15 protein-coding genes are annotated in these 15,154 nt (G+C 47.2%); 1 reads left to right on the top strand and 14 read right to left on the bottom strand.

All coding sequences use genetic code 11. The features are described from left to right. Nucleotides 1–31: 31 nt before the first annotated feature. Entirely contained in the window at nucleotides 32–1,960 is a 1,929-nt protein-coding gene (locus D1151_RS06200; protein ID WP_207708619.1) for a CocE/NonD family hydrolase, read from the top strand. A gap of 121 nt (nucleotides 1,961–2,081) precedes the next feature. Here the strand turns inward: D1151_RS06200 and D1151_RS16720 are convergent, their stop codons facing one another. From D1151_RS16720 to D1151_RS06135, 14 genes are all read right to left on the bottom strand, one after another. After that, entirely contained in the window at nucleotides 2,082–2,225 is a 144-nt protein-coding gene (locus D1151_RS16720; RefSeq protein ID WP_207708618.1) for a hypothetical protein, read from the bottom strand. A gap of 20 nt (nucleotides 2,226–2,245) precedes the next feature. Further along, entirely contained in the window at nucleotides 2,246–3,079 is an 834-nt protein-coding gene (locus D1151_RS06195; RefSeq protein WP_161908325.1) for a hypothetical protein, read from the bottom strand. A gap of 94 nt (nucleotides 3,080–3,173) precedes the next feature. Then, nucleotides 3,174–4,673, bottom strand: coding sequence for an ABC transporter substrate-binding protein (locus D1151_RS06190; protein WP_161908324.1), 1,500 nt, complete (start codon nucleotides 4,671–4,673; stop codon nucleotides 3,174–3,176). Nucleotides 4,674–4,740: 67 nt separating this feature from the next. Continuing rightward, on the bottom strand, nucleotides 4,741–5,700 hold the full coding sequence (locus tag D1151_RS06185; protein WP_161908323.1) for an ABC transporter ATP-binding protein: 960 nt from the start codon (nucleotides 5,698–5,700) through the stop codon (nucleotides 4,741–4,743). After that, the gene (locus D1151_RS06180; protein WP_161908322.1) at nucleotides 5,693–6,679 is read right to left on the bottom strand and encodes an ABC transporter ATP-binding protein; all 987 of its coding nucleotides are present in this window, start codon (nucleotides 6,677–6,679) and stop codon (nucleotides 5,693–5,695) included. Before D1151_RS06180 ends, D1151_RS06185 begins: the two co-directional genes overlap by 8 nt. A gap of 43 nt (nucleotides 6,680–6,722) precedes the next feature. Beyond that, nucleotides 6,723–7,607 (bottom strand): ABC transporter permease, encoded by an 885-nt coding sequence (locus D1151_RS06175; protein ID WP_161908321.1) that lies wholly within the window; start codon nucleotides 7,605–7,607, stop codon nucleotides 6,723–6,725. A gap of 14 nt (nucleotides 7,608–7,621) precedes the next feature. After that, nucleotides 7,622–8,554, bottom strand: a complete 933-nt coding sequence (locus D1151_RS06170) for an ABC transporter permease (protein WP_161908320.1) — start codon at nucleotides 8,552–8,554, stop codon at nucleotides 7,622–7,624. 76 nt (nucleotides 8,555–8,630) lie between these two features. Continuing rightward, complete coding sequence (locus tag D1151_RS06165; RefSeq protein ID WP_161908319.1) at nucleotides 8,631–9,806, bottom strand: aminotransferase class V-fold PLP-dependent enzyme; 1,176 nt, start codon at nucleotides 9,804–9,806, stop codon at nucleotides 8,631–8,633. A gap of 260 nt (nucleotides 9,807–10,066) precedes the next feature. Further along, a complete protein-coding gene (rhuM, locus tag D1151_RS16645) occupies nucleotides 10,067–10,231 on the bottom strand; it encodes a RhuM family protein (protein WP_243151172.1) in 165 nt (54 codons plus the stop codon). A gap of 67 nt (nucleotides 10,232–10,298) precedes the next feature. Then, nucleotides 10,299–11,480, bottom strand: coding sequence for an acetyl-CoA C-acetyltransferase (locus tag D1151_RS06155; RefSeq protein WP_160202013.1), 1,182 nt, complete (start codon nucleotides 11,478–11,480; stop codon nucleotides 10,299–10,301). Between the two features lie 117 nt (nucleotides 11,481–11,597). Next, the gene (locus D1151_RS06150; RefSeq protein WP_161908317.1) at nucleotides 11,598–12,533 is read right to left on the bottom strand and encodes a DUF2156 domain-containing protein; all 936 of its coding nucleotides are present in this window, start codon (nucleotides 12,531–12,533) and stop codon (nucleotides 11,598–11,600) included. After that, nucleotides 12,530–13,285 (bottom strand): 5'/3'-nucleotidase SurE, encoded by a 756-nt coding sequence (gene surE / locus D1151_RS06145; protein ID WP_161908316.1) that lies wholly within the window; start codon nucleotides 13,283–13,285, stop codon nucleotides 12,530–12,532. Before surE ends, D1151_RS06150 begins: the two co-directional genes overlap by 4 nt. Then, nucleotides 13,282–14,007 carry an NAD-dependent protein deacylase gene (locus D1151_RS06140; protein ID WP_160202016.1) on the bottom strand — a complete coding sequence of 242 codons (726 nt, stop codon included), beginning with the start codon at nucleotides 14,005–14,007 and terminating at the stop codon, nucleotides 13,282–13,284. The genes surE and D1151_RS06140 overlap by 4 nt, the downstream gene beginning before the upstream one ends. Before the next feature lie 143 nt (nucleotides 14,008–14,150). Next, nucleotides 14,151–15,089, bottom strand: a complete 939-nt coding sequence (locus D1151_RS06135; protein WP_161908315.1) for a ketopantoate reductase family protein — start codon at nucleotides 15,087–15,089, stop codon at nucleotides 14,151–14,153. Between the last annotated feature and the right edge of the window lie 65 nt (nucleotides 15,090–15,154).

Raw genomic sequence — 15,154 nt, 5'->3', positions numbered from 1 at the left:
CCACGCACACGATACAAGAAAGGAACTTACAATGATGACTGTCACACAAACAAATACCATAAATGAAGAAGTATTCTTTGAACGGGTCTATGTAGAGACTCCGGTAGATACAGACAAGGACGGCAAATACGATCTGATTGCCGTCTACATCAAACGTCCGGTCTCTACCCTCTACGGCGAAAAGGTTCCCGTTGTCTACGAAGCCGATCCCTATTTGCTGGACTGCAACAAGGACTGGTACGTGCCCTATCCTGTCAATCAGGATGTAAGGGTTTATCCGACCCAGAACATTTCCGAAGAGGAAATCCGTTTCGATTTTTCTAAAGAGCCGGTCTATTCTGCCGTGCAGCCCCGCAAAACCTGCGGGTTTGCACAGACCTCTCCTTGCGACCCGCAAGAGGAGCCGGAAGATCTCAACCGGATTTACAACCATTTTAACCAGAGGGGATACGCAACCATATTTTGCGGCGGTCTGGGCACAAAAGGCTCTGAGGGACTGCTTTTGACCGGCTCCCGTGAAGAAATTCTGGCGTTTCGTGCTGTCATCGACTGGCTCTGCGGCAGATGCCGCGCCTTTACCAACAGAACCGACAACATCGAAATAAAAGCCGACTGGTGCACGGGAAAAATTGCTATGATCGCAAAATCCTATCTGGGCACCATGGCAATCGGTGTTGCGGCCACCGGGGTCGAAGGGCTGGAAACCATCATCCCGGAAGCCGGCATCTGTAACTGGTATAACTACTACCGCACCAATGGACTTGTCACTTGCGGTATCGGCTGTCAGGGAGAAGACATCGACTCCCTGGCAAAATTCTGCTTCAGCAGAGCGAAGGATTCTGACTACGAACAGGTAAAAGACCTTTATGCCGCCGAGATGGAACATATGGTAGAATGTGAAGACCGCAATTCCGGTAATTACAATCTGTTCTGGGATGAGCGCAATTATCTCAATCAGATTAGCAACTTCAAAGCCTCCGCATTTATCATCCATGGGATTAACGATTGGAACGTAAAAACCGACCAATGCGTCCAGCTCTTTCAGGCGCTGGAGCGAAATGGCATAGAGAGAAAGCTGCTCCTCCACCAAGGGGAACACTCCCACGTCTATGCTCTAAAGGATGCGGGCGTCACGCCGATGCTGGACCGCTGGCTGGATCACTACCTGAAAGGGGTTGACAACGGCGTCGAGAAGGAGCCGAAGGTTCTTGTGGAAAGCAACACAGACCAGTCTTTCTGGTTCACCTCTGACACTTGGCCGCCTGCAAGCTGGTCCTACCAGGATTTTCCGATTAAAGCCGCTGCGCCGCAGGATATCACAGTCATCACTGACGACCTGTCCGCCACGGTCTATGACAAGGAAGCCAATAACCAGAAGGAATGGCTGGATCACTTGATCCTCGACGAAGATGAAAAGGCAGCGTACCGCTGCAGATTTTTCTGGAACCCTTGGAAGGCGGACGCCTCTTCAGAAGTGGCTGACTTTGACGCACCGGAGCTCCGCATTTCCGGAACCGTCAAAGTATCCTTCGATGCGGCGATAGATCAAAAAACTGCCATCCTCAGCGCTATGCTGGTGGATATCGGGCAGGACTGCAGATTCACCACCGAACAGATTCCGGTCAGCGAAATTCCTGTCAAGGAAAATGGCTGCTTCGTCTTCGGCAGAGAAAGCGATCCGTCAGCCTACAAGGTAATCAGCCGCGGCTTCCTCAACGCACAGAATCGAACCTGTCTCTACAGCAAGGAGGAAATCATCCCCGGCCAAACCATGCATTACAGCTTTGATATGATTCCGACAGACCACAGCCTGAAAAAAGGCCATCAGCTGGCTCTAATTCTGTACGGCATCGATACGCAGCACACCCAAAGACCGGATACCGTTACCAGAATTGAAATTCCAACAAACAGTATCCGCGCGCAAATTCCGCTGCTGTCCTTTCCGAATTCAGCAAACTAATAAGAGAGTGACCAAACCTATGCAAAAATAGGCGAAAGAAATTCAAAAACAGACAGAAGCATTCCGGTGAAACCCTGCGTCCTCTGTCTGTTATCTCTTTTTATGAAACCCTCTATCTCGATTATAATTCAGTAATCTCCTCTACGCTTAGTCCTGTTAACTCTGAAATCTGCTCAGGGTCAGTGCCTGCCGCTTTTAATGCGATTGCAATTGCGCTCTGTTTTTCATACAACTGTTTCTCCTGCAATTCCAAGTTCTTTTTCATCTCCGCCTTGTGGGAACGCTCTAGTACACCAGTCCGCCGATTCTGGCAACTTCAACGCCCTGTTTCTCCAGTTCTTCCGTAATGCGGTTGATGCCGTAAGCGTCGCTTGGAATATGGCCGGTTACGATAACATTGCAACGGCCGTCCTTTTCCAGCTCCGCAATTTCCTCACGCTCAATATGCATGGTCAGGATAGTTCCCACACCGGCGTTCACACAGGCAAGGAATTCCTCTACCGTCGGCGCGCCGCCGCCTGCCATGGTTACCATAATTTTACCGGCGAAGCTGTCTTCATTCCCAATCCAGATTTCCGGCTTGATTGGAGTTTTGGAAAGCTCCGGAATTTCGAGGAGATTTTCGATGATATCACCGCAGGTTACCGCTTCCTTTGCCGCATCTTTTTCCGCTTCCAGCTTTTTCATGCGCTCTTTCAGGGCGTTTTCAAAGATCAAATCGGCCGGTGTATGAATGCTCAGATAGCCCATGCCCAGAAATTCCGCAAACTGTACCTGTCCAACCAAATTAAGCATATGCATGGAGCGATTCATTCTCTGTTTTCTCGGCGCCGCGAGTTTCTGCGCGATATTGGCAGGCACACCGTTGTCCACCATCATTTTCATATGGTCGCGCACTTCCATTTCTCCTACGTTCGCCATCCGATAGCCCCGCGGATGATGGCGCAGAATGCAGTCGTAGCCTTTCATGCTTGCCGCGAGAATTTCCGCGGAATCGATATCTACGCCCGCCAGCACCCGTTTTACATCTTCACACGGTACATTGATATCGCTGTCCTCCGGAATTTCCGTAATCCCTGCCAGCTTCAGGGCAATATTCATTATATCCTTTGTATTCATCTTCTTTTATCTCCTCTCATTTTTCTGTGCGATGATAAGAATGACCCATTTTACAATGAGTCATTCTTCCTGCAATTATAATCTAAATCTGAACTTAATTCCAGCTCATTTCATTGAAGTAGATATTAGGGTCTTCAACTTTTGCGTTCAGGTTCTTATTCATAGCGTAAATACGTCCATAGTGGAAAAGATCTGCCCAAAGTGCCTTTTCGTTGATAATTTTCGCTACTTCTTTGAAGTTCTTCATCTGCGTTTCAGAATCTGTGGAGAATCTGGCTGCATCGATGTACTTATCCAGCGTCGCGTCATTGTATCTGCACAGGTTGTAGCCCAGTTCAATTCCTTCACTGTGGAAATTTTCACAAACGTCTCCAAAGGATATCATTTCGGAATTTGTCATTGCGCCCATTTTGAAGTCGCCTTTCCAAATGCTCTCAAGCCAAACTGTGGTTTCTACAGAGCTTACTTTGATATTGATGCCAACCTCAGCAAGGCTCTGCTGGATTGCTTCCCACATAGATGCCTGATCACCTGTAATCTTGATTTCTCCAAGATCTACCGGTGTTGACAGACCAGCTTCTTTAATCAGTGCCTTTGCTTTTTCCGGATCATAGCCATAGGTAGGAATACCTTCCTTATCAATGCCCCATGTATCTAGATAGAAGCAATTTTCTACTGCATAGTCCCCCTCAACAGCGGACATTTTAGCCAGACCGTCACAGTCGATGGCATACAGGATTGCCTGTCTCAGCTTCTCATCTTTCACCTGGTCAGCTTCTGTGTTGAAGATGATATAGTTGCCCAGCGTCTGTCTGCCGAATTCTACCTTTAGATTGTCATCTCCGCTTGCCTGTTTGCAAGTAGAAGACGGAATATCCGTAAAGTCGACCTCGCCGTTACGCAGCGCAATCAGAGCAGTATTTGAATCCGGAATGTAACGCATGGTTACCTTCTTAATAGACGGCGCTTCGCCCCAGTACTCAGGATTTTCGACTAAAATGGCAAGACCTGTTGCTTCGTCATAGCTTTCCAGCATATAAGCGCCGCTTCCAATCATTTCAGCGAAATACTTTTCATCGCCCAGTTCCTTGAATTTTTCCATATTGATGACCGGAATTGTAGAAATGTAATATGCCGCATTCGGACTCATGGTTGCCAGTTTAATGACAACAGTCTTTTCGTCCTTGGCTTCCGCAGAATAACCCACATAGTTTACTGCGCCGGTCGGTGTGCTCAGCGCATATTCTAAGGATCCAACTACGTCGTCTGCCGTTACCTGCTTGCCGTCGGAGAATTTCGCGTCGCGAAGATGGAAGGTCCACTCAAGCTGATCGTCTGATACCTCGTAGGATTCTGCCAGTATTCCTGTAATGCTGTCTCCGTTGTCACAATCGACTCTAATCAAATTATCCACAATATTTCTTGTCAAATCCGTAGAATAGTCAAATGGATTCAGCGGGGATTTGTATTCGTAAGAAATAGTGATTTCCTCCGGATTCTTTCCGCTTCCCTGCGAGTCGTCCCCGCCGCAGCCTGTCAGCATGGTAACTGCCAGCAAACAACAGAGGAATGAAATTAAAATTCGTTTTTTCATCTTACTAACCTCCTAGTTTTCTTGATGATCGTTCATATTTAATATCAGCTTTGTGCCGTATATCACTTTAGTAATGCATGCAGCAGGCAACCTTGTGTCCCGGCGTCACTTCCGTCATCACAATGTCCTGTGCCAAGCACGCCTCACTGCAGTATTCGCAGCGTCCCGCAAATCTGCAGCCGATTCCCGGATCAATCGGAGAGGATACCTCTCCTTTCAGAATCATAGGCTCTTTGCCAATGCCGGCTACACTCGGATCTGGAATCGCAGCAAGCAGCGCCTTGGTATACGGGTGCAATGGATTCGCGAAAAGCTCATCGCTGCTAGCCTGTTCTACACACACACCGCGATACATCACGATAATATCATCGGAAATGTGGCGCACAACCGATAAGTCGTGGGTGATGAACATATATGTCAGTCCTAATTCATCCTGCAAATCCATCAGCAGATTCAGAATCTGCGCCTGAATACTTACATCCAGCGCGCTAACTGGTTCGTCACATACGACAAATTCCGGGTTTACCGAAAGCGTTCTTGCGATGCCCACACGCTGTCGTCTGCCGCCATCCAACTCATGGGGATAAGACTGTCTGACCCGATCGCTGAGACCTACGATATCCATCAGCTCCTTAACTCTCTTTTCTGCCTCACGCTTATTGGGATAAAGCTTGGTCAGCAGCAACGGCTCCATGATGCTTTCCGCCACGGACATACGTGGGTCGAGAGATGCGTAAGGATCCTGGAAGATGATATTAATCTTTTTACGAATCTCCCGCATTTCCTTTGCCTTCATGGAAAACACGTCTTCTCCCTTGAACAGCATCTTACCGCCGGTCGGCTCAATCAGGCGAATCATGGTCTTTCCCAGGGTGCTCTTACCGCATCCGGATTCGCCTACCACGCCCAGAGTCTTTCCCTTCTCAATTTGAAAGCTTAATCCGTCTACGGCGTGAAGCATATGCTTTTTGACCGGGAAATATTTCTTAATATCAATTGCTTCGATTAAAGGCGTCTTATCACTCATTGTCTTCACCTCCGTAAAGGAAACACTTAATCTTATGCGTACCATCCTCAAATACAGGCGGCTCCTGCCGTCTGCAAATGTTCATACACTTTTCACAGCGTGGTGAAAATTTGCAGCCCTTCGGCAAATCAGTCGGATCCGGCATCATCCCTTTGATGGACTTTAACCGGCGCTCCCTGACTGCAATCTTCGGAATACTGCCAAAGAGTCCATCGGTATACGGGTGGTGATTCTCCTTTGCAAAAATGTCCATGACCGTTCCGGCTTCTACAATCTCGCCGGCATACATGACAGCGACTTTATCGCAGGTCTGTGCCACAATGCCCAAATCGTGCGTAATCATAATCATGGAGGTCTGCAGCTTTTCTTTCAGCTCTTTCATCAGGCTGAGAACCTGCGCCTGAATGGTTACGTCAAGAGCCGTAGTTGGCTCATCGGCAATCAGAAGCTCAGGTTCACATGCCAAAGCGATAGCAATGACAACGCGCTGTTTCATTCCGCCGGAGAACTGGTGCGGATATTCATTCTTTCTGGATGCCGGAATTCCTACCAACTCCAGCACTTCCTCCACCCGCTTTTCCATTTCCTTTTGGGTTCTGTTCTGATTATTGTGCAGACTCAGCGCTTCTAAAATCTGATCTCCAATCGGCATAATCGGGTTTAAGCTGGTCATCGGATCCTGGAAAATCATGCTGATTTTCTCCCCGCGAATCAGCTGCATCTCTAAATCCGTCTTTTCCAGCAGATTTTCACCCTCTAAAATGACTTCTCCGCTGGAGATATGACCCACTCTATCCGGCAGCAGCCGCAGAATGCTCAGCGCCGTAGTGGTTTTTCCTGCGCCAGTTTCGCCTACCAGACCCAGCGTCTGCTGATAATCCAGTTCAAAATCGATATTGTTCACGGCATACACGGTGTCCAAATCTGTCCGGTACTCAACGCCGAGATTTTTTACTTCTAACAGTTTTCTATTATTCATATGGCAATGTGATCCTTTCCTATAATGACGCAATGCTTTGCAATTAATCCTTGAGTCTTGGATCCAACGCATCACGCAGACCGTCTCCAATCAGCGTAATAGACATGGCGGAAAAGACAATTGCAAAACCCGGAATCAGCATCAGGTTCGGCGCATCCAACATATAGTTCTGCGCATTGGATAAAATTGCGCCCCATTCTGGATCTGGCGGCTGTACACCGAAACCCAGATATCCATAGCCGGCTACGGCAAGAATGGTAGTTGCAACAGTTCCAGCTGCTTCAACAATAATCAGTCCCATGGCATTAGGCAGGACGTGGCGCACGATAAGCCTAAAATTTTTACTGCCGAAAGCTCTTGCTGCCTGTATGTACTCCATGTCGGTAAGACTGATTACCTGCGCCCGCACCGTTCGGGCAATCATTGGAATGGTTCCCAGGCTCATGGCAAGCAGCAGATTGACAAGTCCTGTACCGAAGCTGACTACGATTACCATAATCAGAAGCATCGGCGGTAGACAGTTCAAAACGTCGAAGACACGCATTACGATATTGTCAAGAGTGCCCCCAAAATATCCCGTCGCTGCGCCGATAAAGGAACCGATGGTAAAGGAAATCACCACAACGAGGATTCCCATGGACAAGCTGACTCTGCTGCCGTAAATCATACGTGCAAACAAGTCTCTTCCCAGATTATCTGTACCGAAGATGTGCTTTCCGCTTATCCCTTCCAGGGCTTCCTGATGGTTAATCTGCGTAATTAAGGTTTCATCCGCTAAAAGTCCTGCGCAAATCGCGATAACGATAAATATCGTCAGAACGCACAGACCAAACATGCCGGTCTTGCTCTTCTTGAATCGACGCCAAATTTCAGCGATTTGGCTGGGCCGTTTTCTCGGCGCATTCTCTTTTACTATTTTCTCTGACATAGTTCTACTCCTGTTTAACTTGTATACTTTGCTCTGACTCTCGGATCTGCGTAGGCGCTCATAATGTCTACCGCCAATACAGCCAGACACCAAATCGCTGCCAGGAAGATTGTCGTCGCCAAAACCAGAGGCACATCTTTCGCTCGAATTGCGTCAAGCGCTAAAACACCAAGCCCTGGTATGGAGAATGTCGTCTCAATCAGAACAGTTCCTCCAAGCATCGCACCAAAGGTCAGACCTATTAAGTTAATCAGCGGAAGCGAAACATTTGGCAGTGCATGACGCCAGATGATGCGTTTTTCGGAAGCGCCCTTCGCGCGGGCAGTTCTAATGTAGTCCTGTCTGATAGATTCCAGCATGATGGTTCGTGTTGTTCTGAGAAGTCCGCCCGCGCTACTGATGCCATATACGGCAATCGGCAGGATATAATGCTTCCACGTATCAACACCGTTTGACGGCAGCCATCCAAGTTTCAAAGAAAAAATTAAAAGTGCGACAAGTCCAAGCCAGAAGGACGGCATGGAATTAAAAAGCATGGCTATGATACGCATCGTGTTGTCTGTCAGACTGTACTGCTTGACCGCCGAAAGAACGCCCAGCGGTACGCCCAACAGCATATACACCGCCGTTCCAAAAAGTACAACCCTAAAGGTGTAAGCAAAATATCGCATGATATCCGCTAAAACATCCTGATTAGTCATCCATGATTTTCCAAAATCAAAGTGGAAAACGATATCGCTCAAGTACTTGCCCAGTCTTGTCAGAAGCGGCTGATCATATCCCAGCTCGTGATTCAGCTGATCTACCGCTGCCTGTTCTGCCTGCATACCCAGGATATTTCTACCTGGATCACCCGGCACGATATTCATCATAACAAACACCAGGACGATAACACCCAGCAAAATAGGGATTGTAAGAAGTAATCTTTTTATTACGTATTTATACATCTGTTTTCCCTTCTCCTTTCTTTTGCTTCGCAAAATTCATTTATTTCAATCACCTTTCGGTATTTGAAGTCTCTGTCTACCGCCACGGACAGTTTGCTGCCGCCTTCAGGGCGCGGTCTATGTCATCTTCGTTATTATAAGCGCCCAAGGACATTCTGATGTACTGACCGCCGCTACACGAAGAAATTACGTTGTGATCCAGGAAGTATTGGTAAATTTCCTTTGCGTGAGTGGTCTTCATACAAAGGGATGCGCAGCGTTTTTCCGCCGCCTCCGGCGTAATCAGGTTGTATCCCAGCTGCTGCAAACCTTCGTAAAGCTTGCTGAGAAGCGCTGTAATATGCCTCTCGATGTTTGCGGTTCCAACCTCCAAGATTGCCTTTAAGGAATCGTGAAATACGTAGGTTCCAAGATAATCGCTGGAACGGTTATCGAATTTGCTCGCATCCAAAGGATCTAGACAGCAGAGTTCCGGAATATTATTGCTGTATTTCAGGATAAGCTTTTCGTAATTGTTTGCCACAAAGGTCGGCTTTACTTTCTCCAAAAGCGCATCACAGCAGTAAAGATATCCGATGCTGATAAATGCGCCAAGACCCTTGTAGCCACCGCCAGAAACAGCACTTACGCCCCATTCCTGCGCCCGAAAGCTGGAAAGTCCAACGCTCTGTATCGCATCTACAATCAGGAATATACCTTTTTCTCTGCATCTGCCTCCGAGCTCCTTCAGATCTATCTTGCACCCTGTCAGTGACTGCACATGGCTGACAAATACCATTACAGTGCGGTCATCTACTTGCTCCCAAAGGGTCTCGATGGAAGGATTAAATTCCGAATCCATCTCTGCAAACTTGCAATTCACCCCGCGAGATTTAGCCGCATTCACACAAGGTGCAACAATGGCAGAGTGCTCTCTGTCAAAGATGACAATATTATCGCCAGGCTGAAACGCAAATCCCTGCATAATAATATTGAAGCCTTCATTTGTATTCTTGGTAATCGTTACATTCTTCGGGGAAACACCACCCAGTAGTTCCGCGATGTATTCCCTGGTCTCATCTGCGATTTTGAAAAAAGGCTCTCTGCCTGGACCGCCTCGCTTTGCCGTCGCCGCCGCCTGTGCCCAATCTTCAAAATATCGATTGGCTGCCGCTTTTCCAATGAGAGAACCGCCGCAGTCATAGGCAGAATCCAGATATGTACATAGCCCCGTTACCGGAAATTGACTTCGTAATTCATTGTGCCATGCCATAGATTTTCCTCCAATGTATCTTTAATATATTAATAACATATTAAAATTGTACCACTCCGGTTTACACTTGTCAATTAAAAATTCGACGAATTTTTCTGCCCGCGATGAAGCCGGTATTTTCTTGTTTTGGGGTAAGGTTATAGTTTTAAAAAAAGTCCTCTATGCCGTAAATTGCTGACGCAAAATCGCACTGACCAGAGAGAACGCAGACACAAAAAGAATTTAAAAATTATTATCGCAAAAGGACGGGAGGGGGGTAATCACCTCTCCAAGCTGATTGATACGATTATGACTGACCGCAATCCTTTCATTATGTAGTCTTTCAGTACGCGATTTGCCCACTTTCGAAATTCCGCACCGCGCTTTGACTTGACACCGTAGCCCACCGAGATAATGACATCAGGGCTATAAAATGCGGTTGTCATGCAAGAATTTGGAATATGCAAAAAGAGCAGCCATACAGACTGCCCTTTCTTAGTAACTATGTTTCGATTATTTTTCAACAATAACAGTAGTTCCCATACCGCCGCCGATACACAGAGTAGCAAGACCATATTTAGCGTCTTCTCTCTTCTGCATTTCGTAAATCAGGGAAATCAGGATTCTAGCGCCGGAAGCTCCGATTGGGTGACCTAAAGCGATTGCGCCGCCGTTTACGTTGGTCTTTTCAGGATCTAATCCTAAATCTTTTCTAACTGCTAAGGACTGAGTAGCAAAAGCTTCATTTGCTTCTACCAGGTCGATATCTTCAATCTTCAGACCAGCCTTTTCCAGAGCTTTCTTGGACGCAGGAACAGGACCAACACCCATGATAGATGGATCTACACCGCCGGAAGCATAGGATTTGATTGTGCACAGAGGCTTAATTCCTAATTCGTCAGCTTTTTCCTTGGACATAACAACAAGAGCAGCACCAGCATCGTTGATACCAGAAGCGTTAGCAGCAGTTACGATACCGTCCTTCTTGAAAGCCGGTTTCAGCTTTGCCATCTTTTCGATGGAAGCGCCGAACTTAGGATATTCGTCAGTATCGAATACGATTGGATCGCCTTTTCTCTGCGGAATTTCAACAGGAACGATTTCGTCCTTGAATTTGCCTTCTTTGATAGCAGCTTCTGCTCTCTGCTGAGAAATCACAGCAAACTCATCCAGTTCTTCTCTGGTGATGCCCCACTGCTCTGCAACGTTTTCAGCAGTGATACCCATGTGATATCCGTTGAAAGCATCCCACAGACCATCGTTAACCATCATGTCAACCATCTGTGTATTGTTCATTCTTGCGCCCCATCTAGCAGCCGGCATAGCATAAGCTGTAGCAGACATATTTTCTGCACCACCAGCAATTACGATATCAGCATCGCCTGCTTTGATAATCTGAGCAGCAAGTTCTACTGCACGCAGACCGGAACCGCAAACTTTATTGATTGTCATTGTAGGAACTTCATTAGGAAGACCTGCATCTAAAGCCATCTGACGGGACACGTTCTGACCTAAGCCTCCCTGTAATACACAGCCCATAATTACTTCATCAACCTGTTCAGGTTTGATTCCAGCTCTTTCTACTGCAGCTTTGATTGCGATTGCACCCAGCTGTCTGGTAGGAACGCCTTTCAGACTGCCGCCAAAACTTCCGATTGGAGTTCTAGCTGCACTAGCAATTACTACTTCTCTCATTGATATGTACCTCCTTAAAATAAACGCCATCTCTGGCTATCGTTAACATTTTAACGTTTGAACGTTAATGTTTTAACATTTGTTAAATTATTCACATTCTAATAGTACCATATCCGCCTACAAAAAGCAAGCTGTATATTTCTCTTCCATGTGGTCAGGCTTAAGCGCTTCCTTGGCATGGCGGAGGTTTTCAAGACCCATATCTTCCTCTCGATTCACATACACGACTTCCTCCGGCAGACTTTTACAAAATTCACTGCAGACAAGTTGATAGAGCCCTCGAAATTTGTCGTTTGCCTTTTCAAAATGTTCTACAGCGGTATTTTGAGAAAGCCTCTCTCCTATCGCGAATGCTTCTATTTTTCCATCGATGAAAACCGCAGTTCCATAAACGCTTTCATCTTCAGCAAACTTCAGCACCTCGCCGATTGCTTCTTCCTCCATATGAAGGCTCTCAAGCTCGTCTGCATCATAATCCCTGCCCGCTTTCACGCTGCGAACCAGTTCCATAATCTCGGCGGTCATAGTGCGGTCAATAGGCTTTGCCTCGTAGCTGTAGGTTTTCAAAAAATAATTGAGATGGTTCTTTTTCTTGTGCAGCGCCCGTCCACTGAGAGAAATCAGCTTGTCCTTCAAATAGACATATTCATCGGAATCTCTATCGTGTTCGAAGGATAATTCCTCCGGAAACGCCTCTTCCAGATACTGCCGCATATGCGCAGGTACCAGCACAATCGAGAAAGGAATTTTTCGCTTCTCAAAACGGCTGCGTGCCTCCAGTACAGCCTCACGCAGCTTTTGGGGTTCATACACCCCGTTCTTTGTCATAGGCATGGAAATCACCGCACTAGGCTCTCCAATCATGCAGTCTGCGCCAGCCAGAAACAGGTAGTCTCCGATGACCTCCCAGCAAAGGCAGTGGGTATTTCTCCAAATGTAGTTAGCTAGGAAGGTATACCCTGCTCCACGATAGTCAAATCCATGAAAATACTCTTTTAAAATACTTATATCTTCTCCTGTCATATCTTCAAAACAATGTTTGAAAATGTTCATAAACTAAGGCTCCATTTCTTTATTTGCTCTAAACTCTCGTAGTCTGTAAAGTCCATCTGCAGCGGCGTGATAACCGCATAGTTTTCAGCCACGGCGGAAAGGTCGTTCTCCTCACCCGGCTTTACATAGTCACCCGGCTGTCCTGACAAGGTATATCTGCTGCCCTCCACCAGATGAAATTTATCGTCATAATATCTTGTGTTTCCAAGAGGAACGTATTTTATTCCCCGAATCTGTTCTTTCGGTAAATTTGGCACATTGATGCTCAGTACCACCGACTTATCCAGTTTACCGTATACCAGGTCGATTGCCTCTTTCGCCAGGCAACAAGCTACATCAAAGTAAACCGCGTCATGGTCGTCTACCGAAACCGCCACCGCATGAACACCGCTGAGCGCCGCTTCTGCCGCCGCGCCAATAGTTCCCGAATACAGGGTGTCTCTGCCAAGATTGCTTCCCATGTTGATGCCGGAATAAACCATATCAATTGGTGCTCCCGCCTCTGCAAAAAACTGCAGCCCGATTTTAGTGCAGTCCGCCGGCGTTCCGCTGATCTTATAAGCAGCCTTTGCTCCAGGAAACTCCGTTTTTTCGATGATTACATCCTGCCCTAGGGTGATAGAGTGGCTCCTTGCACTGCGCTGACTTTCCGGTGCGCACACGTACACATCCGCTACTTCAGACAGCGCCTTCACCAGTGCCGCAAAACCTGCAGCCTCAATCCCGTCATCATTTACTACTAAAATATTCATGCCCAATCCATTACCTTTCCAATCGAATCGTAAATCACCAGATTTGCTCTCCCATCATAAGGAGTTTCTGATTTGTTAATCAACACCAAGTTCTTTCCCCGGAAATAGTTAATCAGTCCCGCCGCCGGATATACTACCAGAGATGTGCCTCCGATAATCAGGGTATCCGCTTCGGAAATCGCCGCAACTGCACCGTTGATGCAGTCATCATCCAGCATTTCCTCGTAAAGGACGACGTCCGGTTTCATGATACCACCGCAGCTGCACCTGGGAATACCATCCTCACAGTTAACATCGTCCAGCATATAGTCCATATCGTGGAAAGCGCCGCACTTTTCGCAGTAGTTGCGAAGAACGCTGCCGTGAAGTTCGTAAACCTTCTTGCTGCCCGCTTTCTGGTGAAGCCCGTCGATGTTCTGAGTCACCACAGCCTTCAGCTTACCCATCTCCTCCAGCTTCGCCAAAGTCAGATGCGCCTGATTTGGCTGCGCCTTTGGATAAAGAAGATTTTCCCTATAATATGCAAAAAACTCCTTTGTATGATTTCTATAAAATGAATGCGACAGCATCGTTTCCGGAGAATACCCGTATTTCTGCTGCGCATGATAAAGCCCACTTTCGGAGCGAAAATCCGGAATGTTGCTTTCCGTGGACACCCCTGCTCCTCCAAAAAATACGATGTTCTCACTTTCGTCAATAACTTTCTTTAATCTTTCATCCATTATGGTTACCTCCAAAGTTTTCAAGGGCGAAATGCAGTCAGGTTTCAGCTGTGCTTAAACCACACTATTAAAAACGTGCTGGCATTACCTTAACTGTATAATTATACCACAAAACCCACAGAAAAAACAGGTTAGATTCTGTACTATTTCTCGTATCCCGCTTCGATTTCCTTTACTCTTTGGTATACCATTTCCGTAGTCGGAACCGCAATGCCGTGCTTTCTCGCCTTTGCAATAAGCGCACCGTTAAAAAGTTCTACCTCAGAGTAACGCTTTGCCAGCCCGTCCTGCCGCATAGACGGCATGCCCTGCGGATTAAGTGAATCCAGCAGATTAATATATTCCTGTAAATCTGTCTCATTCAAATCCACGCCTTCTGCATTGGCAACAGGAATTACCTCGCTCATAGCTTCTACCGCCAGCTGATGACCACTGCCGCCGGTCTGCAGCGTGCCAAAAGTGCCTTCCAGAATCATCGCTGTCGGATTGCAGCCTATATTGAGCATCCACTTGCTCCAAATCCTGCGCAAAATATCATCTTCCTTCGTATAAGGAAACTGCACCCCGTCAAACAGCTGACAAATCCGCTGCAAGTGCTGCCGCTGCTTTTGGCGTGCAGCGCCTTCCCCTTTCGGTACACCAATCCTAAGCTCACCCATGTGACTGTAAATCAGATGGGTGCCTTCCCTGGTTGCGTCCATACCCTGTGCCACCGTGTACACGATGTGTTCCTCGCCAAAAGCTTCGCTCAATACCTCTTCACTGGAAATACCATTGAGAAGAGAAATAATCGTTGTATCCTCACCAACAGAGTCCTTTGCAAGTTCTACCGCCTCAGAAAGCGCTGTACCCTTTACCGCAAAAACCAGCAGATCCGCCACCTCCTGTTTTCCAGCCTCTATCATAGAAAAACTGCAGGGCTTTTCGTTGCAGTACGCACCCTCTTTTTCAAAGCGCTCCGTACGCCTTTTATCTCCCACAAAGGCCACCGCCCCTGCGCCCATCTTCCCTGCCAGAAAATCACCAAACATAATGCCCAGCGCTCCCATGCCGATAAACTGTATCTTTTCAATCCGTTTCATGCTGTCTCGTCCTTTCGAGTTTCTTTTCCATCATATACTATATCGTTTTTTGCCGGGCGTGGCAA

This window comes from Emergencia sp. 1XD21-10 (assembly GCF_009936045.1).
Classification (GTDB): Bacteria; Bacillota; Clostridia; order Peptostreptococcales; family Anaerovoracaceae; genus Senimuribacter; species Senimuribacter intestinalis.
This window is presented reverse-complemented; position numbering and strand designations above follow the sequence as displayed.